Source organism: Actinomyces weissii (assembly GCF_016598775.1).
GTDB lineage: Bacteria > Actinomycetota > Actinomycetes > Actinomycetales > Actinomycetaceae > Actinomyces > Actinomyces weissii.
The window spans coordinates 1,178,975-1,199,431 of sequence record NZ_CP066802.1 but is presented as its reverse complement, the minus strand read 5'-3'; the positions used below and the strand labels follow the sequence as shown (position 1 = coordinate 1,199,431).

The following is a 20,457-nucleotide window of genomic DNA, read 5'->3' as shown; positions in this document are numbered from 1 at the left end:
TAGGGGTTGGTGTGGTCGTGCGGACCGGTGTTGGCTAGGTCGGGTGGGCGGGGGCTGTCCCGGGGGCACTTTGTGGCGCCCGTCTTGGTCTGGTGGGTCTTGTGGTGCCTGGGTGGGCGCGTTTTGTCACTGGTGGAGGCTTAGAGCACTTCCCTGGTTCTGGGGTGGGGGAGCTTTTGGCTTGATTCCGCGGTGGTTGAAGGTTCAGCAGACGATGTCAGGGCTTCTAACCCTCCGCCAGTGACAGCCCCCGCGCTGCCCAGCCCACCAGGGGCGGCCAGGGCCACAGGCCCCGGCGGCGTGTGGGCCGTGATGGGCCCGCCAGGCGGACCAGGCGTTCTAGTGTCGCGTACCGCACAACGCGGCCTGTTAACGCGAGGCAGACTGAACCACATGTCCCAACCCGATAAACTCCGGCCTTCCCCTACTACCTCAACGAAAAAACCCAATCACACACATACACGCCGATAACCCACGACCACGCCGTGGCCGCCAAGCCCCCGCCCCAAGCAGCAGGACCAGCCCGCTGACCCGCGCTATGACTGGTAACGCTGGTGCCCCGGCCCCCCCCTTGCGGGAGTGACCGGGGCACCAGGGGCGCAGCAGGGCTCAGGCCTTGGCGGGCTCAGGCCTGGGCCTTGGTCTCCTCCGGCTTGGCGTCCACACCGGCCTCCTTGCGCTGCTCCGAGGTGATCGGCGCCGGGGCCTCCGTCAGCGGGTCAAAGCCCCCACCGGACTTGGGGAAGGCGATCACGTCGCGGATGGAGTCCGCACGGGTGAGCAGGGAGACGATCCGGTCCCAGCCGAAGGCGATGCCGCCGTGGGGCGGGGCCCCGAACTTGAAGGCGTCCAGCAGGAAGCCGAACTTCTCCTGCGCCTCCTGCTCGCCGATCCCCATGACCTTGAACACCCGCTCCTGCACGTCCCGGCGGTGGATACGTATAGAGCCGCCACCGATCTCGTTGCCGTTGCAGACGATGTCGTAGGCGTAGGCCAGGGCGCTTCCGGGGTCGGTGTCAAAGCTGTCCAGGCACTCCGGCTTGGGCGAGGTGAAGGCGTGGTGCACCGCCGTCCAGGCAGACTTGCCCAGGGCCACGTCGCCGTCGGCCTTGGCCTCCGCCGAGGGCTTGAACAGGGGGGCGTCCACCACCCACACGAAGGACCAGGCGTCCTCGTCAATGAGCCCGCAGCGCTTGCCGATCTCCAGGCGGGCGGCCCCCAGCAGCGCCCGGGAGGCGTCCACGGACCCGGCAGCGAAGAAGATGCAGTCGCCGGGCTGGGCGCCGGCAGCCTGGGCCAGGCCCGCGCGCTCCGCCTCGGTGATGTTCTTGGCCACCGGGCCGCCGAGCTCGCCGTCCTCAGCGACGGTGACGTAGGCCAGGCCCTTGGCACCACGCTGCCTGGCCCACTCCTGCCAGGCATCAAAGGTGCGGCGGGACTGGGAGGCGCCGCCGGGCATGACCACGGCACCCACGTAGGGGTTCTGGAACACCCGGAAGGTGGTGTCCTTGAAGTACTCGGTCAGGTCCACCAGCTGCAGGTCGAAACGCAGGTCGGGCTTGTCGGAGCCGTACCTCTCCATAGCCTCCGCGTAGGTGATGTGCGGGATCGGCGTGTCCAGCTCGTAGCCGATCAGCGCCCACACCTCCTTGAGGACGTCCTCGGCCACCGCGATCACGTCCTCCTGGGTCACGAAGCTCATCTCGATGTCGAGCTGGGTGAACTCAGGCTGCCGGTCGGCACGGAAGTCCTCGTCACGGTAGCAGCGGGCGATCTGGTAGTAGCGCTCCATGCCCGCCACCATGAGCAGCTGCTTGAACAGCTGGGGGCTCTGGGGCAGGGCGTACCAGCAGCCGGGGGCCAGGCGTGCGGGCACCAGGAAGTCACGCGCCCCCTCAGGGGTGGAGCGGGTCAGGGTCGGGGTCTCGATCTCCACGAAGTCGTGCGCACCAAGCACCTTGCGGGCCGCCTGCGAGACCTGGGAGCGCAGCCGGATCGCGTGCTGCATCTTGGAGCGGCGCAGGTCCAGGTAGCGGTACCGCAGGCGCGCCTCCTCCCCCACCTGCCCGGAGTCCTCGGCGTGGTCAGAGACCTGGAAGGGCAAGGGGGCGGCGGTGTTGAGGATCTCCACCTCGGAGACGACGACCTCGATCTCTCCGGTGGGCAGGTTCGGGTTGGCGTTGCCCTCCGGCCGGGCGCAGACCTGGCCCACGACCTTGAGGACGTACTCGGCACGCAGGTCGTGGGCGACCTCCTCCCGGATCACCACCTGGGAGATGCCCGAGGCGTCACGCAGGTCGATGAAGGCGACGCCACCGTGGTCACGACGGCGGTCCACCCAGCCGGTAAGGGTTACTTCCTGGCCGATGTCCGCTGCCCGCAGGGAGCCGGCGGTACGGGTTCGCAGCATGGTGCTGTGTCCTTCCCTTGGGGGCACTGAGCCGGTGCCCGGCGGGGCGCACCGCGAGACGGGCGGGCACCGCAGGCGAGTCTAGCCCGGCGCCGCGCCAGTACTCACCGCTCCCCCGCACCGGGGCTGCGCCCTGACTCAGGACCGGCAGCCGTCCGCCGCCGACGCAGCAGCACGACGGCGAGACCCCCGCCACCGGACAGCAGGACAGCGGCAAGCAGCAGCGCCAGAGGCAGCCCAGGCCCGTGCTCCTCCACCGGCACCGGTGGCGCCGTGGCCGCGTCTGGGAGCCCGCTGGCAGCCGGGCTCCGCTGCCCGGCGGAGGAGCCGATCACGGTGACCTCACCCACCGTGAAGAAAGGAGACTTGTTGCTCACGGGGCCCGCCCCGGGAGGCGCGGTGGAGCTTCCCGGCACCCCTGGCCCAGGCCCCTCCTCCACCGTCCTGGTGCGGAAGCGTAGCCAGTGCGGACCCAGCCCGATCAGCTTGGGCAGCTCCAGGGTGCCGGAGGCGGTGCCGTCCTGGCCGACCACCAGGTTCGTGAGCACCTGCGTGTCGACGTCGTCAAGCAGCACCTCCACCTGTGCCCCGACGGGAAAGCCGCTCAGGGTGTAGCGCAGGGTCCCGCCCCTGGCAACCGTGGAGGGGCTCACGGTGGAGGCTGTGCCCGTGGTGGAGTCCTGCTCCTGGGCCCGGGCTGGCGGCCCCGGCAGGCAGGTGGCCACCACGAGCAGGGAGAACAGGGCGGTCACGGCCAGCGCCGGTAGCCCGCTCGTCATGCGGGCTCGCACAGACGCCCGGTCGAGCCACCTGGGTCCCAGGTGCCGGATGAAGCGCATCGGGCGCAGTTCCCCTCAAAGCCCGCCGACCGCACGCGGGCGGGTGAGGAACACGAAACCACCAGTCCCGGCTACCAGCACCCCGGCGGCGCAAAGCAGCAGCCAGTCACCGCTGCCCATCCCGTTGTCCGGCTCAGCGGCGCCGACCACCGGAGCGAACGCGCCGCCCTCATCTGCCTGGTTCTCCTCGGAGATCTCCAGCTGGGCCCAGCCCAGCAACGCACCAGCGCTGTTGACCACCGCCAGCTTGTAGGAGCCAGCCTCCATGCCGCTGATACTGATGACCACCGAGCGCTCACCGCTGACCTCCAGCCAGCCTGAGTCCTTGGCCTCCGGGTAGGTGAACACGGAGACCCACTCCTTGGGCCTCACCTCGGAGGAGGGGAGGTAGAGAGTAACCTCGTCACCCTGACGCCCCCCAGAGACAGACCCGGCGTTGTCCTTGGTCAGCTGCTCAGCCGAGCTCACTGGGGGCACCGGGGCCTTGGCGGGCCGCCCGTCCGTGCTGGTGGCGGCAGCGGAGGCGCTGGGGCTGCTGCTCGCTGGGTTGCCTGCGCGCACGGGGCGGGAGGCCTCGTCATCGGAGTCGTCCTGCGCCCTAGCCTCCTGCGGTGCAGGCGGTTGCGTCTCGACGGCGACAGGCTGCTGCCCGGAGCCGCTGCCGCCAGGCGCGTCAGCCACGTCCCGGCCGGGGATGACCTGGACGCGCCGGTTACCCGTGGAGCCGGAGGCCGACGGAGCGGAGGGCTCTACAGATGGCGTAGGCACCGGGCCGGTGCCAGGCGGGTCCTGCGGGGCAGGCTCCGTCGTAGCGCCGGGCGTCTCTGAACGACCAGGAGCCTGGCTCTGCGTGGGCGGGGCCGGGTCCTGCGGGACTGCATCACCTTGCTGGACCTCGCTGATCAGCTGCGAAGGCGTATGCGTGTCCTCACCCGCGACCGGATCCAGGTCTCCGGCGAGCACGGTAGCCACAGGGGTGCCAAAGCCATTGGTGGCGTCGGCCGGGGCAGCGACCGCGCCTCCGCTAGCCAGTAGACCAAAAGCGAACAGGCCCACGGCGCCAGCAAGCCGCACCGGACAGCGCAGCCGTCGCGACGGCGTCCGCAGTTCCTCTGTGTAGCTCTGGCCGTTGGGCATATGGGTGACCGTTCTCGTCAGGTACATCTGCCAGATCAGTGTCCGGGAGCGCGTAGCACCGGCACCGTCCTGCGAACATCCTAGCGGCGAAATGCCGTTATGCCCTATCTGTGATGAAACTGATGTCGACCAAGGCATCACCCTGGCAGGTCCCTGGGACCGGGGCCCCGGCCGGAGCGGGCCCGCGCAGGCCCCTACCGGAATGCCCGCACAGTAAGGCCAGCCCTCCTAGGAGTGCAGGCCGAGCCGGTCACGGAAGTCGTTAAATGCCTGGACGCAGTACAGCACGGCGTCCTCAATCTGCAGCTCCAGCTGCTGGTCCGTGACACCTGCCTCCCAGTCCACGGCCAGGTGGGCACCTATTAGGAAGGTCTGCTCAGCGTCCTCGTTGTCCGTCCAGAAGCACTGCGGCCACAGGTGCCCACGGTGCCGCTCGTCGATAGCGAAGCGGGCCTCATCCAGCAGGGACTTGGGGATGGGCTCCATCATCAACCCCGTCACGTTAAGCACCTCGTCCTGCGGTCCACGCAGCATGACGCATATGACGACGTCCTCTTCCACGCGGAACTGGAAGTCTCCGTCGTCATTGTACTGGCCCCGCCAGCCCTCGGAGACGAGCAGCCTAGCCAGACGCTCCCGGCTCAAGGGAGAGGTGCACGGGCCCTGGGGGGGAGCCGGCTGGCAGCGGTCCCCCACCGGCTGCGGGCGTACCAGCCTGCTCAGGGCGGTTACGGCGTGTAAACCAAGACATGATCTGTCCCTTTCAGCGCCCCAGGGCCTGGTCCAGAGAGTCGAAGAGCCCCAGCACCGCCCTTATCACGCTGTCGATCTGATGGAGGATCTGGGTATCCGTGGCGCCGTGCTCATAGTCGACGCCGTGGCTGCCGACCACCCGGATGAGGCCGTTGTCATTTATCCGGTAGAAGCCCTTGTACCAGGGGGAAGCGACGGTTCGAGTCGTCGATGACCTCCCGCACCTTCTCCAGGTGCACCGCGCTCACGGTGCCGGGGTAGTCGGCCCGCACCTCCAGCGCCTCCCGGTCGTCCCCCTGGAGCAGGAAGTAGAAGAACACCCGGTTCCAGTCACCCCCCCCCAGCCGCCTGGCTGAGTCGATGAAGAACACGTCACCGCGCTGCTTGAGCAAGCCCGCGATCCGCTCCACCGACAGCGGCGTGAGCACCTCCGGCCTAGCCGCCGGACCCCCGTCGCCAGTACCAGCCTGATCTTGCCGCATGGCCCTCACCTTCCGCCAAGCAGGCCCAAGTAGCTGTAGGGCCGCCGCAGGCAACCTGGCCGCCAGGCCTAACCGTCAGGACGGGGAGGCCGGGCCTGGGCCCGGTGTCCCGCCACCCGGCGGCCCGGGCCGCCTACTGGCAGGACGGTCCGGGCCTGGGAGACCCATCTCACCTGTGACGCGTTGCGCCAGCGCCCTGCCGCATGCCGCCGTCCCGTAGGCTCCCACCAGGAGCGAACCGCGTCCTAGGAACCCCGTTCGGGTCCCGGCCAGGTCTGTGGCCGGACCCGTGAGTCTGTACGTACAGCCCGCGCACCCACCAAGGTAGCCCGGGCGGGAGTGTGGCGGGGCCGGTGCGGCAAGAGCGGCGGGCGAGAGGCCCGCCCCCACACTCCGCGAGCAGCCCCACCCACGTGCTGGGGCAAGAACGGGAATACCTGAATATGACTAACTCCGCACACGCGTCCGAGCAGGCGGGGCGCCAGGCCGCCGCCCACGACGGCTCCCCCCTGAGCCTGGACGAGCTCTTCAACGCCGAGCTCGGCGCCACCCCCGCCTCCCCCCAGGACTTCAGCACCCCTGAGTCCGCCGACAGCCCCGCCGACCCCGCCGACCTGGAGCACGAGGACGAGGCCGACGACGTCGAGACCAACGCCCCCGAGATGGACCCGGAGGACGAGGACCCGGCCGAGGAGGCCGACGATCTCGACGAGGACACCGACGAGGAGGACGTGGACGGCCACGCCGCCTTCCTGGACGACGGTGAGGAGGACTCCCCCGAGCCCACCCAGCCCGCCGAGCCGACCTTCGCCGACCTGGGCCTGCCCGCCGACCTGCTGCGGGCCGTGACCGACATGGGCTTCACCACCCCCACCCCCATCCAGCGCGAGGCCATCCCGGTGCTCGTCTCCGGCCGTGACGTCGTCGGCGTGGCCCAGACCGGCACCGGCAAGACCGCGGCCTTCGGCCTGCCCCTGCTGGACGCGGTGGAGGCCCGCAACGGTGCCGTGCAGGCCCTGGTGCTCGCCCCCACCCGCGAGCTGGCGCTGCAGAGCGCGGAGGCGATCACGGACATGGCCCAGCGCTCCCGCGGGCTGGACGTGGTGGCCGTCTACGGCGGCGCCCCCTACGGCCCCCAGATCGGGGCCCTGAAGGCTGGTGCCCAGGTGGTCGTGGGCACGCCAGGCCGTGTGATCGACCTGATCGAGAAGGGGGCTCTGAGCCTGGACGAGGTGTGCTTCTTCGTCCTGGACGAGGCCGACGAGATGCTGCGCATGGGATTCGCCGAGGACGTGGAGACCATTGCCGCCTCCCTGCCGCAGGAGCGCCGCACCGCCCTGTTCTCCGCCACCATGCCCCCGGCCATCCAGGCGGTGGCCCGCCAGCACCTGACCGACCCGGTGCACGTGGAGGTCTCCCGCCAGGCCTCCACGGTGGACACCGTCCACCAGACCTATGCCGTGGTGCCCTTCCGTCACAAGATCGGCGCGGTCTCCCGCGTGCTGGCGGTCACGGAGGCCCAGGCCGCGATCGTGTTCGTGCGTACCAAGTCCACCGCTGAGGACGTGGCTATCGAGCTGGCCGGGCGGGGCATCCAGGCCGCGGCCATCTCCGGGGACGTGCCCCAGCGGGAGCGCGAGCGCCTGGTGGAGCGCCTGCGCGCGGGTACGCTGGACGTGCTGGTGGCCACCGACGTGGCCGCCCGCGGCCTGGACGTGGACCGGATCGGCCTGGTGGTCAACTTTGACGTGCCCCGGGAGGCGGAGGCCTACGTGCACCGTATCGGCCGCACGGGCCGGGCGGGCCGCCACGGAGAGGCCGTGACCTTCCTGACCCCCAAGGAGAAGGGCAAGCTCCGCCAGATCGAGCGCCTGACCGGCACCCGGCTGGAGGAGATCACCCTGCCCTCCCCCGCCGACGTCTCCCAGCACCGGGCCCGCAAGCTGCTGGAGCGGGTGACCGCCCGCCTGGAGCGGGGCCGCCTGCAGATGTACACCGAGCTGGTGGCCGCCAAGGCCGAGGAGCTGGAGGTGGAGGTCTCCCAGATCGCCGCCACCCTGCTGGCCCTGGCCGTGGGTGACGAGGGCCCCCGTACCCGGGAGGAGCGCAAGGACGAGCCGCGTCAGCGGGTGCGCCGGGAGGAGACCGTGGACGCGGAGGGGACCTTCGTGTCTGCCTCCTTCGAGGGGGGCCGGGAGCGGCGGGAGCGGCCTGAGGGCAAGCCGGGCGCGGCCCGGGGCGGCCGCCGCCACGAGGACGGCACCGGCACTACCTACCGGGTGGAGGTCGGGCACCGCGACCGGGTGCTGCCGGGCGCGATCGTGGGGGCCATCGCCAACGAGGCGGGTATCTCCGGCTCGGAGATCGGGCGCATCGACATCCTGCAGTCCTTCTCCCTGGTGGAGGTGCACACTCCCTTGAGCCAGGAGCAGCTGGACCGGCTCCGCCACGCCACCTTCGGGGGCCGCGAGCTGCGTATCCGGGTGGACCAGGGTCCGGGTCACGGCGGTGACAACGAGGACAACGCGCCCTCGCAGTTCGCCGGTGAGCGCGCTGGGCGGCCCCGCGGCCAGGGTGGCTTCCGCGGTGAGCGCGACGGCGAGCGCGGCGGCTTCCGCGGCGGCCGCGACGGCGGGCGCGGCAACCGGGGTGACCGGGACTTCGGCGGCGAGCGCGGCGGCCGTGACGGCGGCCGTGACTTTGGTGGCGGCCGGGGTGGTTTCCGCGCTGGTCGCGACGGCGAGCGCGGCGGCTTCCGGGGTGGCCGGGACTTCGGCGGCGCGCGCGATGGTGACCGTGGTGGCTTCCGCGGTGAGCGCGACGGCGGGCGTGGCTTCGGCGGGGATCGTGAGGGCGGCCGGGGCGGCTTCCGCGCTGGTCGCGGCGGCGAGCGCGGCGGCTTCCGCGGCGGCCGTGACGGCGGCGGCGAGCGCGGTGGCTTCCGCGGGAGCCGTGACGGTGGGCGTGACTTTGGTGGCGGCCGGGGCGGCTTCCGTGGCGGTCGTGACGGCGGCCGGGGCTTGCGGGGTGACGGCAAGGGCTTTGGCCGCCCGGGCGGCAACCGGCAGGGCCGCGGCGACCGCTGGTGAGCCGCTCCCCCTGCGCTAAGGGCTAGCAGGCCGTAGCACGCGCGGGCCCCACCTGTTTTCCAAGGTGGGGCCCGCGCCTGTGCCTGCCAGGACTGTCAGCTACGCAGATCCCGGATGGTGCGCACCAGCTCGTCCCAGGCCCGCAGCTCCTCCAGGAGCGGCATGACCACGGTCTGCTCCACGGCCCCGTCCACCGCCTCTCCCAGCCGGGAGCGGATCCGGCGGGACAGGCGCCGTGAGGCCAGCCGGGCCAGCCAGGTGCCGCCCAGGGCCAGTACGGCCCCCAGCAGCAGCCCAGTCCCCAGCAGCAGCGTCGGGTAGGGCAGTCGTCCCAGCACAGGGGGCGCGACCTCGATCAGCAGGTAGCTGCGCACCAGGTGCAGGCCCCCCAGCCAAAGGCCCCCGGTGAGCGCGGTCAGCAGGCAGAGCCACTGCAGGGTGTTGGCCGCTGCCCACCAGCCGGGCCTCCTGCCGCTGTCCAGGTCGGTGCGCACCACGGCGCGGTCCAGGGCGTCAGGCAGCGTCAGGGCCCGCTGGTCGGAACGGGCCACGGCCTCCGCGGCCCAGCTGGCTGGAAGGGGAGCCACCGCTGCGGCGGCGCAGTTGTGGGCGCTGGTACGCAAGGCCCCGGCGGCAGCCGCCGAGGCAGCAGGCAGGGAGGAGCGGCCTACGACGCCGTCGCTCCCCTCCGCCTCTGCGGACCGAGCCGCCCGCAGGTCCGTGAGCAGGTGCAGGGCGCGCAGCGGGTCCTGCCGCAGCCGGGCCAGCCAGCGCAGCGGGATCCAGCCGACCCGGGCCTGGGCGCTGCGGCGGTAGGACCCGCCCACCGCCTGGCTTACCAGGTCCACGGAAGCGGCCACCCGGGCGGCCCGGCGCAGGCTGTCCCACCTGGGGTCGGTGGCCACCTCCGAGGACAGGTCCTGCGGGTTGACCGACACCGTGTCCAGCCCCAGCTCCTGGCTGGTGCGCACCGCCCAGTGGCGCACGTCGGCAGCCAGGCGCTCGTCGCGGGCCTTACGGGCCTGGGACACCTGGGCGATCTGCTCCCGCAGCCGCTCCAGTCCCTCACCGGTGCGGGCACTGACCGCCAGCAGCGGCACCTCGCCCAGGCCCTCGCTGACCAGCAGGCGCCGCAGGTCCGCCAGCACCGGCTCCCGGTCCGCGGGGCTGAGACGGTCCACCTGGTTCAGGACCACCAGGGTGACCCGGGCGTGCTCCCGCAGCTGGGCCAGGAAGCCCTGGTGCACCAGGGCGTCGGCGTACTTCTCGGGGTCCAGCACCCACACCAGCACGTCCACCAGCTGGACCATGCGCTCCACGACGGCCCGGTGCCCGCGGCTGTCTGAGTCCATGTCCGGCATGTCCAGCAGCACCGTGCCCTCCCCCAGGGCGGCGGCGGGCGCGGCGTGGACCTCGGAGCGCTCATGCACCTCCAGCCAGTCCAGCAGGGCGGCAGCCTCCTGCACGGGGATGCCTGAGGTCACCGGCAGGGCGGCCAGGGGCTCGGTGGTGGTGGGCCGGGTGACGGCGGTGCGCGCCACCTGCTGGCCTAGCAGGGCGTTGAGCAGGGAGGACTTGCCGGAACCGGTGGCCCCGAGCAGGGCGGTGACGGTCAGGGACGGGGCCAGGCGCCGACGCTGCCCCGCCCGCTGCGTGATCCTCTGCGCGCCCTCCAGGTGCGGCGCCTCCAGGAGGCCCTGGCCCAGCTCGCTGACGCGGGCCAGCTGCCACAGCGCCCGGTCCAGGCCGGTGGCCGGGGCGGGGAGCGTGGCGCTCTCCGGTCTGGGACGCGCCCCCGAGGGCGACCCCACGGGCAGTACGGTCACGACGCCTCCCAGTCTCTCAGGGCCTCCAGGCCGGCGGTCGCGGCCGCCACGGCCGCGGAGATCTCCTCGCTGCTGGGCGTCACCGGTGGCAGGGCCTCCTGGAACACCGTGCGCTGCTGCTCCAGCAACGTGCTCCAGCGGGCCTGCAGGTCCTTACGTGCCTGCTGCGCCAGGGTACGCATGGCCTGGTCACCGAAGACCGCCTCCAGGACCTTCTGGGCCAGGACCGCGGTACCGCCCGCTATCCCCACCTCCCCGCCGGTGAGCCCACCGGTGTAGGCGAAGACGGTGACCATCAGGGCCACGCCCACGCCGTTGACGCCGTAGGACAGGATCCTCGCGGTCAGGCGCCGCTCAGAGCCCTCTGCACGCACCAAGCCCAGCACGTCGTCCTGCCACTGGCGCACCAGCTCCGCGGCGCTGTCACTGAGGGCCTGCGCACCCGGCAGGCCGGACACGGCCACGGTCAGGGCGTAGGGTGCGGTGGCCTCACGCCGCCAGGCCCGCTCGGTCTCCAGGGCCGCCCGCTGGCACTCCGCCACCACCAGGGCGGCCAGCTGGTCCTCGATGGCGGAGCTGACGGCCTGTGAGGGGGCTGGCCTGCCTCGCAGGGCGTTGCCCAGGCGGTCCCGCAGCCAGCCGACCCGGCTCTCCAGGGCGCGCAGCAGCTCTCCGGTGCCCACGTACTCCTGCCAGCGGGCGAGCACCTCGCCGCGCAGCATAGCGCCGTCGGCCGTGGCAGTCTGCAGCCTCTGGCCCGCCTCCTGGTGGTACTCGGTGGCCAGGTGGGCCAGGTGAGCGGCGGCCCGGTCCTGCTCCGTGACCTGGGCGGCTACCTCCTGGGCGCTGGCCAGGGCGGCGGTAAGCGCCCCCTGGGCGGTGCGCCGGGCCACGGCGTGGCGGGCGGCGGCGTCGGCAGCCAGCTGGTGCAGCCAGCCGCGCAGGGGCGCCACCAGCTGGTCAGGTAGGAAGCCCTGCGTGTCCAGGGTGCTCTCCGCCACCTGGAACACCGGGGCCTGGGCCAGTCCCGCCTCCGCCAGACGACGCCGCAGGTCCGCCTCCACCTCCTGGCCCGCACCGGGCGGCACCCGGTCCAGGACGACGGCCACCAGGATGTCGCGCCGGGCGGCCTCCCGCAGGTGGTCCCAGGGCACGGCGTCGGCGTAGCGGGCGGCGGTGGTCACGAAGACCCACATGTCGGCACTGGCCAGCAGCGTGCCCGCCAGGGCCCGGTTCTCCTCCACCACCGAGTCGACGTCGGGGGCGTCCAGCAGCGCCAGGCCAGCAGGCAGGGCGGAGCAGGGGCGCAGCTCCACCTCCCGGGGCGTGACCTGCCCGGCCGGGGTGGGTGGGGCACCCTCGGGCACGCGGACGCGCGCCAGGGATCCCAGCACCCGGTCGTTGTCGAACCAGGGGGCGTCGTCCGGGGCGTGGAGCAGCAGGGGCCGGCGGGTGGTGGGCCGGATCGCAGAGGAGGCAGCCACGTGCGCGCGTACCAGGGAGGAGACCAGGGTGGACTTGCCTGCCCCGGTGGAACCGCCCACCACCGCCAGCAGGGGGGCGTCCAGGCTGTCCAGGCGGGGCAGCACGTAGTTGGTCAGCTGGTCGGACACGGCCTGGGCACTGGCTCTGGCCTGGGCGGCTGCGGGCAGGGCGTAGGGCAGCCTGGTGGCCGCCAGCAGGTCACGCAGGGCGGCCACCTGTTGGGCGGCGTGGGCTGCCGCCGGAAGCTTCTCAGGGCTCACGTACTATCTCGCTCTTGTCCAGCGCCTCGCGGCGGCTCAGGGGGTCTGGGGACGGGCCCGCAGACGGGGTGCCAGGTCGGTGGGGTCCGCGGGGGTCCAGGTAGCGGCCTCGGCCTCCACCTGCTCGCCGGAGCGGATGTCCTTGACGGAGTCTGCGGCGCCCTCCGGGCCGGGGAACCAGACGAAGGGGATACCACGCTTGTCGGCGAACCTTATCTGCTTACCGAACTTGGCCGCCGTGGGGGCGGTCTCGGCGCTGATCCCCCGGGCGCGCAGCGCGTCGGCCACGGCGTCTGATTGGGAGCGGTGCTCCTCGTCCGTGACGGCCACGAGCACGGCGGTGGGCACCGCGCGGCTCACTTCGACGACGCCGTCGGCGAGCACGCGCGAGAGCAGGCGGGACAGGCCGATGGAGATACCCACGCCCGGGAAGGTGCGTCTGCCGTTGGAGGCCAGGTTGTCGTAGCGGCCCCCGGAGCAGACGCTGCCCAGGTCGTGCGCCCCGGCCATGAAGGACTCGTAGACGGTGCCCGTGTAGTAGTCCAGGCCGCGGGCGATCTTGAGGTCCGCGACCACGGCCCCGGGGCGACGGCGGCCCGCCGTGGCGATCAGGTAGGTGAGCTCGTCCAGCCCGGTGAGGAGCAGCTCGGTGGGCTCGGCACCTTCCAGGGCTGACAGGACGGCGTCACTCACCTGCTGGGGCTCGGTGCCCTGGATGGTGGCCAGGCGCAGGGCGGCGGCTGCCTGCTCCGGGGTGGTGCCCACCGTGTCCACCAGCTCGGCGGTGACGGCCTGGGGGCCAGTCTTGTCCAGCTTGTCCACGGCCCGCAGCACCTCGGCGAGCTGTGCGTCCGGGATCCCGACGGCCTGGTAGAAGCCCTGGGCGACCTTGCGGTTGGACACGTGGATGGTCACAGGCGGCACCGGCAGGGCGCAGAGGGCCTCGTGCATGATGAGCGGCGCCTCCACGTCGTAGTGCAGCGGCAGCCCGCCGTCGCCCACGACGTCGATATCCACCTGGTAGAACTCGCGGAAGCGCCCCTCCTGGGGCCTCTCGCCGCGCCAGACCTTCTGGATCTGGTAGCGCTTGAAGGGGAAGGTGAGTGTGCCGGCGTTGTCCACCACGTAGCGGGTGAAGGGCACGGTCAGGTCGAAGTGCAGGCCCAGCTGCTTGCCCGGGTCGGTCTCGGCGGGCTCGTTCGGGTCGGCCTGCAGGCGGGAGAGCAGGTAGACCTCCTTGGAGGTCTCCCCCTTCTTGGTGAGCTGGCTCAGGGGCTCCACGGCGCGCGTCTCGATCCCGCTGAAGCCGTGCAGCTCGAAGGTGCGGCGCAGGGTGTCAATGAAGTGCTGCTCCACCAGACGGCCTGCGGGGAGCCACTCAGGGAAGCCGGAGAGTGAGGACTGAGCCATGCGTGCCTGTGCCATGTGCCGCATTGTGTCACGTCGGCACGAGCGGGCCACCTGCTGGGAGACAGATCGGGGCGTGCCCCTGGCCACGCTGCCCGCTCCGACCCCACTGCCTGCACTGTTGTCGTTGACTGCTCTGCCGGAGCTGCCCACCCCGCCCCGGTCTCAGCGACGGCGTCGGGCGGCCGCGGCTGCTGGCGGGCCTGCCGCTCAGCCGCGCTCCCCGCCACGCACCTTGGCCTCAGCCAGGTAGGGGTTGCCGTGGTGCTCGTGCTCCATGGTGGTCGCGGCCCCGTGCCCGGGCAGCAGCACCGTGGCCGGGTCCACCACGGAGGCCAGCAGCCGCAGGGTGGCCCACATCTGGTACTGGTCCCCACCGGGCAGGTCGGTGCGGCCCACGCTGCCCTTGAAGAGCACGTCCCCGGACAGGCTCACCAGGTAGTCCCGCTCGGGGACGTTGGCGGGGTCGTCCAGGACCTCGGCCTCGAAGAGCAGGTGGTTGTCCCCCAGGTGGGCGTTGAGGAAGAACATGGTGGAGCCCTCGGAGTGCCCGGGGGCGGCCAGCGCCTGGATGGCCACGCCTGCCACCAGCTCGACCGCCTGCCCGAAGCCCTCCGCCGGGAAGGGGCGCACGTCCTCAGGCCGTAGCCAGGGCGTGCCCGCCATGTCCGCGAAGCCCATGCCGGAGGCGCGGATGCCGGTGGTGGCGTCCGGGTCCTCCAGGCGGTAGAGGTCCGGCTCCGGGATGTACACCGGCACGCGGCTGCTGCCAGGGACCAGGCGGGAGCCGACCGCGACGTCGATGAGGCGCTGGGCGTCCCAGACGTGGTCGGCGTGCCCGTGGGTGAGCAGCACCGCCCCCAGGCTCAGCTGGTTGGAGCGCAGCAGCGCCAGGGCACCGCGGGCCGCCCCGGCACCGGGGTCGACGACGAGGGCAGGCTGGCCGGGCCCGGCGGCCAGGACGTAGCAGTTGGCTCCGAATACGGCGGCGACCGTGCGCTCAAGGATCATGGGGCCAGCCTACCGGTGCCAGCCCGGGCAACGTTTGGGTCACAGGTACCGAACCATGTGTTAACGGCACTGTTCTGGGACCATAACCCTGGTCACGATGGCGGCATGACGATCGCGCTGTCCTCCACCAGAGGCTTCGACCTTCCCTTCGTCGCGCCTGCCAGCCGGGGCCTGAGCCTGCCGGTGCTCAGTCTCAGCCAGGGGCGGCTGCAGCAGTGGGCGCTGGAGGCTGCTGCCGTAGAGCCCACCGACCGGCTGCTGAACCTCGGTTTCGGTGGGGCCGGGGCGGTGCGGCGTATCCTCAGGCTCACCAGCGCCCAGGTCACGGCCTTTGACAGCAGCCCGGCTGCGCGAGAGCTGACCCGGACCCTGAACCGTGCGGCCCTCCGCTCCGGGCGCCTGCGGCTGGCGGAGGGCACGGTGGAGATGCTGCCCTTCCGCTCCCGCAGCTTTGACGTGGTGACGGCCTTCGAGGTCGTCCAGGGCTGGCCCAGCCTGGCCACCGGCCTGCGGGAGGCCCGTAGGGTCCTGGGCAAGGGTGGCCGGCTGGTCATTGCCAACGAGCGCACGCTTGCCACCGGGACGGCCCTGGCGGAGACCGGGCAGGGCCCGCTGCTGCCGGACACTGACGCGCTGATCGCCCTGTGCCAGCGCATCGGCTTCCGCCGGGTGAGCGCTGAGCGCCACGAGCGCAAGGGCTGGCTACGGCTGGTGGCCGTGGGCTGAGGCCCGGGCAGCCTGCCAGCCGACAGCCTGCCCGGACTGCTGCCAGGACCAGGTCACGAGCGGCACTGCCCAGCGAGGACCGGCTGGCTGACGGCTGCCTTGGTGCCGTGTAGCACGTAGACTGACGCCCACCTCCGCCTTCCGGCGGGGGCCACCCACCACCCGGCCAGCAGGCTGGGCGAGAACGGAAAGCGCGTCGGCGCCAACCCCGTCAACCTCGAAGGAGCACACAGTGTCTGAGCAGTCGCAGCACACCCCTGAGGCTCGTACCCTCAATGAGGACGCAGCCAGCACCACCACCCCCACGGACACCCTGACCGAGCAGACCAGCCCGGAGCCCACGGCACAGGCCGCGGAGCCGGTAAGCACCCCAGACGCCGCAGACCAGTCCCCCGCTGGTGAACCCGCCACGGAGCCAGCCGCTGAGGCGCCCGCCCCCGCTCCTTCCGACGCCGCTCCACAGGAGCCTCCCACCGGCCCGACCGCCGTGCAGGAGCCGCTGGCGCCAGAGTCGGCTGACGGCCCCAGCGCCCCGGCTGCCGCAGACGCCGAGGCCGCGCAGCCCGCTGCCCCCGCCGGCGAGAAGGCCCCGGTGCCTACCCCCAGCGCCGTGCCGACCCCGGTGGAGCCCGCCATCGACCCGGAGGAGGCCATGGCGGCCGCCAAGTGGGGCCGGGTGGACGGTGAGGGCAAGGTCTACGTGCAGGACAACGGTGAGGAGCGCGAGGTCGGGCAGTTCCCCGACGCGCCGGTGGCTGAGGCCCTGGCCTTCTACGTGCGCCGCTTCCTGGACCTGAAGGCCACCATCGACCTGTTCGCCACCCGCCTGCCGCAGCTGAGCGTCCGCGAGATCGACACCACGGTGAAGTCCATTGAGGAGTCCCTGGTCGCTCCGGCCGCCGTGGGTGACCTGGACGGCCTGCGCGCCCGTTTCACCGCCCTGCGGGAGGTCGCCGCTGAGCGCCGGGAGGCGGTCTCCGCCGAGCGTGCCGCCGCCAAGGAGCAGGCCCTCAAGGACCGCACCGCTATCGTCGAGCGGGCGGAGGCCATCAGCGAGCAGGACCCGGCCCGCACCCAGTGGAAGACCTCCGGGGCCGAGCTGCGGGACCTGCTGGAGCGCTGGAAGGAGGCCCAGCGTCGTGGACCGCGCCTGGACCGCCCCACTGAGGACGGCCTGTGGAAGCGCTTCTCCCACGCCCGCACCACCTTTGACCGCCACCGCCGCCAGTTCTTCTCCGAGCTGGACTCCAAGCAGGCTCAGGTCAAGGCCGCCAAGGAGGCCCTGATCCGCCGGGCCGAGGAGCTCTCCTCCTCCACCGACTGGGGCACCACCTCCGCCAGGTACCGCGACCTGATGGAGGAGTGGAAGAAGGCCGGACGCGCCTCCCGCAAGGAGGACGACGCCCTGTGGGCCCGCTTCCGGGCGGCCCAGCAGGTGTTCTTCGACGCCCGCCGCGCCAAGGACGAGGCCACCGACGCCGAGTTCGCTGAGAACCTGAAGGTCAAGGAGGCGCTGGTCGCCAAGGCGGAGGCCCTGCTGCCCATCAAGGACGTCAAGGCTGCCAAGAAGGCCATGCGCCCCATCCAGGACGCCTGGGAGGAGGCGGGCCGGGTCCCGCGGGCGGCGGTGCGCCGGATCGAGGGCCGGATGCGGGCCGTCGAGGACGCCATCCGTGAGGCCGAGAACGCCGAGTGGCGCCGCACCGACCCGGAGACCAAGGCCCGGGCGGAGGGGCTGGCCGGACAGCTGGAGGACTCCATCGCCGGCCTGGAGAAGGACCTGGCCGCCGCCCAGGCCGCTGGCAACACCAAGAAGATCGCGGAGGCGGAGGCGGCCCTGACCGCGCGCCGTGCCTGGCTGGAGCAGGTGCGCCAGTCCGCTCGCGCCTGACCCCCCGCCCGCCCCGACCGGCGGGTACGCTGCGCCGTCACCTCACCGGGGTGGCGGCGCAGCGTCTTGCCGCCCCGGTAGCCGAACCGTGGCCCGCTACCGGTACAGCTGGTGCACCAGGTGCTCCACCCGGTCGCGCCCACTCACCTGCGCCCCCACGCAGTGGCTGGCACAGTTGTAAAGCTCCCGCGCCCCCACCCCGGCCGCCTGGGCCGCCAGCAGCGCCGCCACCGCCCGGGCCGGTGGTCCCAGGCGGGCCACGTCCACCGCCGCCCGGGCCAGGGTGCAGCAGGGCACCTTCCCCAGCCGCACGGTATCGCTCTCCGGCAGCCGCCCCTGGTGCACCAGCAGGTCGCGGCGGCGCCCGGTGTGTCCTGGCCAGATGGCCTCCAGGACCTGGGGCGGTGCCTGCCCTGTGTGCACCCACAGGGCGCTGGCGCCGTAGACGGTGGCCCCCGTTGGCAGGCGCGGCCACAGGCAGCGGGCCCGGCCAGCGGGGCTGGACAGCAGGTCCCGGGGCACCATCTTGCCCAGCACCTGGGCGCACAGCCGCTCGTCCAGGCCCCGGCAGCGCAGCAGCGCCAGCTCCTGGTCAGACAGCTGCTCCACCACCGGCTCCAGCGGCCGGGGCTCCAGCCAGGCCAGGGCCGCGCTGGAGAACTGGGGGCGTCGTCGTGTGCTCACCACTACATCGTGGCAGGTGGGCGCGCGCCGTAGGGGGCCTGTGGACAGCTCAGGAACGCTGCTTGCGTGAGGTGGTGGAGGCGCGGTGGGCCTCAAAGACGCCGTCGATACGGCGCAGGTTCGCCAGGGTGTGGTCCAGGTGCCCGGGCTCGGCCAGCTCCACCACGAAACGGCCCACCACCACCCGGTCCCGGCTGGTGCCGATATTGGCACTGACCATGTTCACGTGGTTGTCCGCCATGACCCGGGTGATGTCCGCCAGCAGGCCGCCACGGTCCAGGGCCTCCACCTCGATCTGTACCAGGTAGGCGGCCTGGGCGTGGTCGGCCCAGTGCACGGCGATCATGCGCTCCGGCTCGGCCTGCAGCTGCTCCACGTTCTGGCAGTCGGTGCGGTGCACGGAGATGCCCGAGCCCCGGGTGACGAAGCCGACGATCGGGTCCCCCGGCATAGGGGTGCAGCAGCGGGCCAGCTTTACGTAGAGGTCTCCGGCGTTCATGCCCTCCACCACGACGCCGCTGTCGCCGCTGCGCGCAGCGTGCCGGCTGCTGGGGGTGAAGGTGGGCAGGACCGCCTCCGCCAGGGTCTCCTCGGCCCCGGCCTCGCCACCCATGGTGGCCACCAGGGTCTGAACCACGTGCTGGGCGGAGACGTGCCCCTCCCCCACGGCCGCGTACAGGCCGTCGATATCCCCCTTGTCCAGGGTCTTGGCCACGTTCATCAGGGTCTCGTGGCTCATCAGGCGCTGGATAGGCAGGTCCTTCTTGCGCATGGCACGCGCGATCTGGGCCTTGCCCTCCTCAATGGCCTCCTCCCGCCGCTCCTTGGAGAACCACTGGCGGATCTTGTTGCGGGCCCGCGGGGAGCTGACGAAGGACAGCCAGTCCCGTGAGGGGGCCGCGGACACCGACTTGGAGGTGAAGACCTCCACGGAGTCGCCGGTCTCCAGGTGGGAGTCCAGGGGCACCAGGCGGCCGTTTACCCGCGCCCCCACGGTGCGGTGCCCCACCTCGGTGTGCACGGCGTAGGCGAAGTCCACCGGGGTCGCGCCGGAGGGCAGCACCATGACGTCGCCCTTGGGGGTGAACACGTAGATCTGCGTGCCGGTCATCTCGAAGCGCAGGGACTCCAGGAACTCGGCCGGGTCCTGGGTCTCCCGCTGCCAGTCCACCAGCTGGCGCAGCCAGCCGAGCTCGGCCTTGTCCGCCTTCCCGGTGCCCTGGCCCAGTGGCGAGGGCCCGGAGGCGTTGGGGTCGGCCTTGTACTTCCAGTGGGCGGCTACCCCGTACTCGGCCCGACGGTGCATCTCGTGGGTGCGGATCTGGATCTCCACGGGCTTTCCGCCCGGACCGACCACGGTGGTGTGCAGGGACTGGTACAGGTTGAACTTCGGGACGGCGATGTAGTCCTTGAAGCGTCCGCTCATTGGGGTCCAGCGGGAGTGCAGGGAACCGAGCACGGCGTAGCAGTCCTGGATCGTGTCCACAATGACCCGCACGGCCACCAGGTCGTAGATGTCGTCGAAGTCCTTCCCCCGCACGATCATCTTCTGGTAGATGGAGTAGTAGTGCTTAGGCCGGCCGGTGACCGTGCCCTTGATCTTGTTGACCCGCAGGTCCTCCTCGATCTGCAGGCGCACCTGGCGCAGGTACTCCTCCCGGGCGGGTGCCCGCTCCGCCACCATGTGCTCGATCTCGGCGTAGACGCCGGGGTAGAGCGCCTTGAAGGAGCGGTCCTCCAGCTCCCACTTGATGGTGTTCATGCCCAGGCGGTGGGCCAGAGGGGCGTAGATCTCCAGGGTCTCCTTGGCCTTGCGGGCGGCGTTCTGGGCGGAGACGTACTTCCAGGTGCGGGCATTGTGCAGCCGGTCCCCCAGCTTGATGACCAGCACCCGGATGTCCTTGGACATGGCCACGATCATCTTGCGCACGGTCTCGGCCTGGGCGGCGTCACCGTACTGGAGCTTGTCCAGCTTGGTCACGCCGTCTACCAGCAGGGCGATCTCCTCCCCGAAGTCGGCCCGCAGCCGGTCCAGGGAGTAGCTGGTGTCCTCCACGGTGTCGTGCAGCAGGGCGGCTGCCAGGGTCTGGGAGGTCATGCCCAGCTCGGCCAGGATCGTGGCCACCGCCACCGGGTGGGTGATATAGGGCTCGCCGGACTTGCGCATCTGCCCCTCGTGGGCGGTGCTGGCCACCTCGTAGGCGCGCACGATCAGGCTGGTGTCGGCCTTGGGGTGGTTGGCCCGCACGGCCCGCAGCAGCGGCTCGATAGCCGGAGGCGTGGAGTGCCCGCGGGAGCCGAACCAGGCCAGGCGGCTGCGCACCCTGGACCCAGGAACGACTGTCTCGGCGGTGCCGGTGGTGCTCGTGGAGTCCGTCATTCCCGCATCATATAGCCCGGCCTGCCTGATGTACCCGAGCCGGAACCCACCAGCCGGTGTCTTCCAGGAAAGATGCT

General features: G+C 71.9%; 15 protein-coding genes. 3 read left to right on the top strand and 12 right to left on the bottom strand.

Going from position 1 to position 20,457, the window contains the following annotated elements:
- Positions 1-625 precede the first annotated feature (625 nt).
- The 6 genes from aspS to JG540_RS04960 all read right to left on the bottom strand — a co-directional run bounded on the left by aspS (position 626) and on the right by JG540_RS04960 (position 5,621).
- Entirely contained in the window at positions 626-2,410 is a 1,785-nt protein-coding gene (gene aspS, locus JG540_RS04980) for an aspartate--tRNA ligase (RefSeq protein ID WP_200277758.1), read from the bottom strand.
- A 104-nt stretch (positions 2,411-2,514) separates the two neighbouring features.
- Positions 2,515-3,189 (bottom strand): DNA-directed RNA polymerase II, encoded by a 675-nt coding sequence (locus JG540_RS04975; RefSeq protein WP_200277756.1) that lies wholly within the window; start codon positions 3,187-3,189, stop codon positions 2,515-2,517.
- A 75-nt stretch (positions 3,190-3,264) separates the two neighbouring features.
- A complete protein-coding gene (locus JG540_RS04970; RefSeq protein WP_200277755.1) occupies positions 3,265-4,017 on the bottom strand; it encodes a hypothetical protein in 753 nt (250 codons plus the stop codon).
- A 597-nt stretch (positions 4,018-4,614) separates the two neighbouring features.
- Positions 4,615-5,031 (bottom strand): YbjN domain-containing protein, encoded by a 417-nt coding sequence (locus JG540_RS04965; protein ID WP_200277753.1) that lies wholly within the window; start codon positions 5,029-5,031, stop codon positions 4,615-4,617.
- A 118-nt stretch (positions 5,032-5,149) separates the two neighbouring features.
- Positions 5,150-5,278 (bottom strand): hypothetical protein, encoded by a 129-nt coding sequence (locus JG540_RS10585; RefSeq protein ID WP_267977952.1) that lies wholly within the window; start codon positions 5,276-5,278, stop codon positions 5,150-5,152.
- Between the two features lie 16 nt (positions 5,279-5,294).
- Positions 5,295-5,621: a hypothetical protein gene (locus JG540_RS04960; protein ID WP_200277751.1), complete on the bottom strand. Its 327-nt coding sequence runs from the start codon at positions 5,619-5,621 to the stop codon at positions 5,295-5,297.
- A gap of 443 nt (positions 5,622-6,064) precedes the next feature.
- On the opposite strand from JG540_RS04960, the gene JG540_RS04955 reads away from it, so the two are divergent.
- On the top strand, positions 6,065-8,710 hold the full coding sequence (locus tag JG540_RS04955; RefSeq protein ID WP_200277749.1) for a DEAD/DEAH box helicase: 2,646 nt from the start codon (positions 6,065-6,067) through the stop codon (positions 8,708-8,710).
- 95 nt (positions 8,711-8,805) lie between these two features.
- Here the strand turns inward: JG540_RS04955 and JG540_RS04950 are convergent, their stop codons facing one another.
- The 4 genes from JG540_RS04950 to JG540_RS04935 all read right to left on the bottom strand — a co-directional run bounded on the left by JG540_RS04950 (position 8,806) and on the right by JG540_RS04935 (position 14,699).
- The gene (locus JG540_RS04950) at positions 8,806-10,536 is read right to left on the bottom strand and encodes a GTPase (protein WP_200277747.1); all 1,731 of its coding nucleotides are present in this window, start codon (positions 10,534-10,536) and stop codon (positions 8,806-8,808) included.
- Positions 10,533-12,281, bottom strand: coding sequence for a dynamin family protein (locus JG540_RS04945; RefSeq protein WP_200277738.1), 1,749 nt, complete (start codon positions 12,279-12,281; stop codon positions 10,533-10,535). The genes JG540_RS04950 and JG540_RS04945 overlap by 4 nt, the downstream gene beginning before the upstream one ends.
- A 36-nt stretch (positions 12,282-12,317) precedes the next feature.
- Positions 12,318-13,715 carry a histidine--tRNA ligase gene (gene hisS / locus JG540_RS04940; protein WP_200277727.1) on the bottom strand — a complete coding sequence of 466 codons (1,398 nt, stop codon included), beginning with the start codon at positions 13,713-13,715 and terminating at the stop codon, positions 12,318-12,320.
- Positions 13,716-13,898: 183 nt separating this feature from the next.
- Positions 13,899-14,699, bottom strand: a complete 801-nt coding sequence (locus JG540_RS04935; protein ID WP_200277726.1) for an MBL fold metallo-hydrolase — start codon at positions 14,697-14,699, stop codon at positions 13,899-13,901.
- 105 nt (positions 14,700-14,804) lie between these two features.
- On the opposite strand from JG540_RS04935, the gene JG540_RS04930 reads away from it, so the two are divergent.
- Together JG540_RS04930 and JG540_RS04925 are read left to right on the top strand one after the other, a co-directional pair.
- Entirely contained in the window at positions 14,805-15,425 is a 621-nt protein-coding gene (locus JG540_RS04930; RefSeq protein WP_200277724.1) for a class I SAM-dependent methyltransferase, read from the top strand.
- Positions 15,426-15,657: 232 nt separating this feature from the next.
- Positions 15,658-17,316, top strand: a complete 1,659-nt coding sequence (locus JG540_RS04925; protein ID WP_200277722.1) for a DUF349 domain-containing protein — start codon at positions 15,658-15,660, stop codon at positions 17,314-17,316.
- Positions 17,317-17,412: 96 nt separating this feature from the next.
- Here the strand turns inward: JG540_RS04925 and JG540_RS04920 are convergent, their stop codons facing one another.
- Entirely contained in the window at positions 17,413-18,000 is a 588-nt protein-coding gene (locus JG540_RS04920) for a hypothetical protein (RefSeq protein WP_200277720.1), read from the bottom strand.
- A 49-nt stretch (positions 18,001-18,049) separates the two neighbouring features.
- Positions 18,050-20,380 (bottom strand): RelA/SpoT family protein, encoded by a 2,331-nt coding sequence (locus JG540_RS04915; RefSeq protein ID WP_200277718.1) that lies wholly within the window; start codon positions 20,378-20,380, stop codon positions 18,050-18,052.
- Positions 20,381-20,457: the final 77 nt, after the last annotated feature.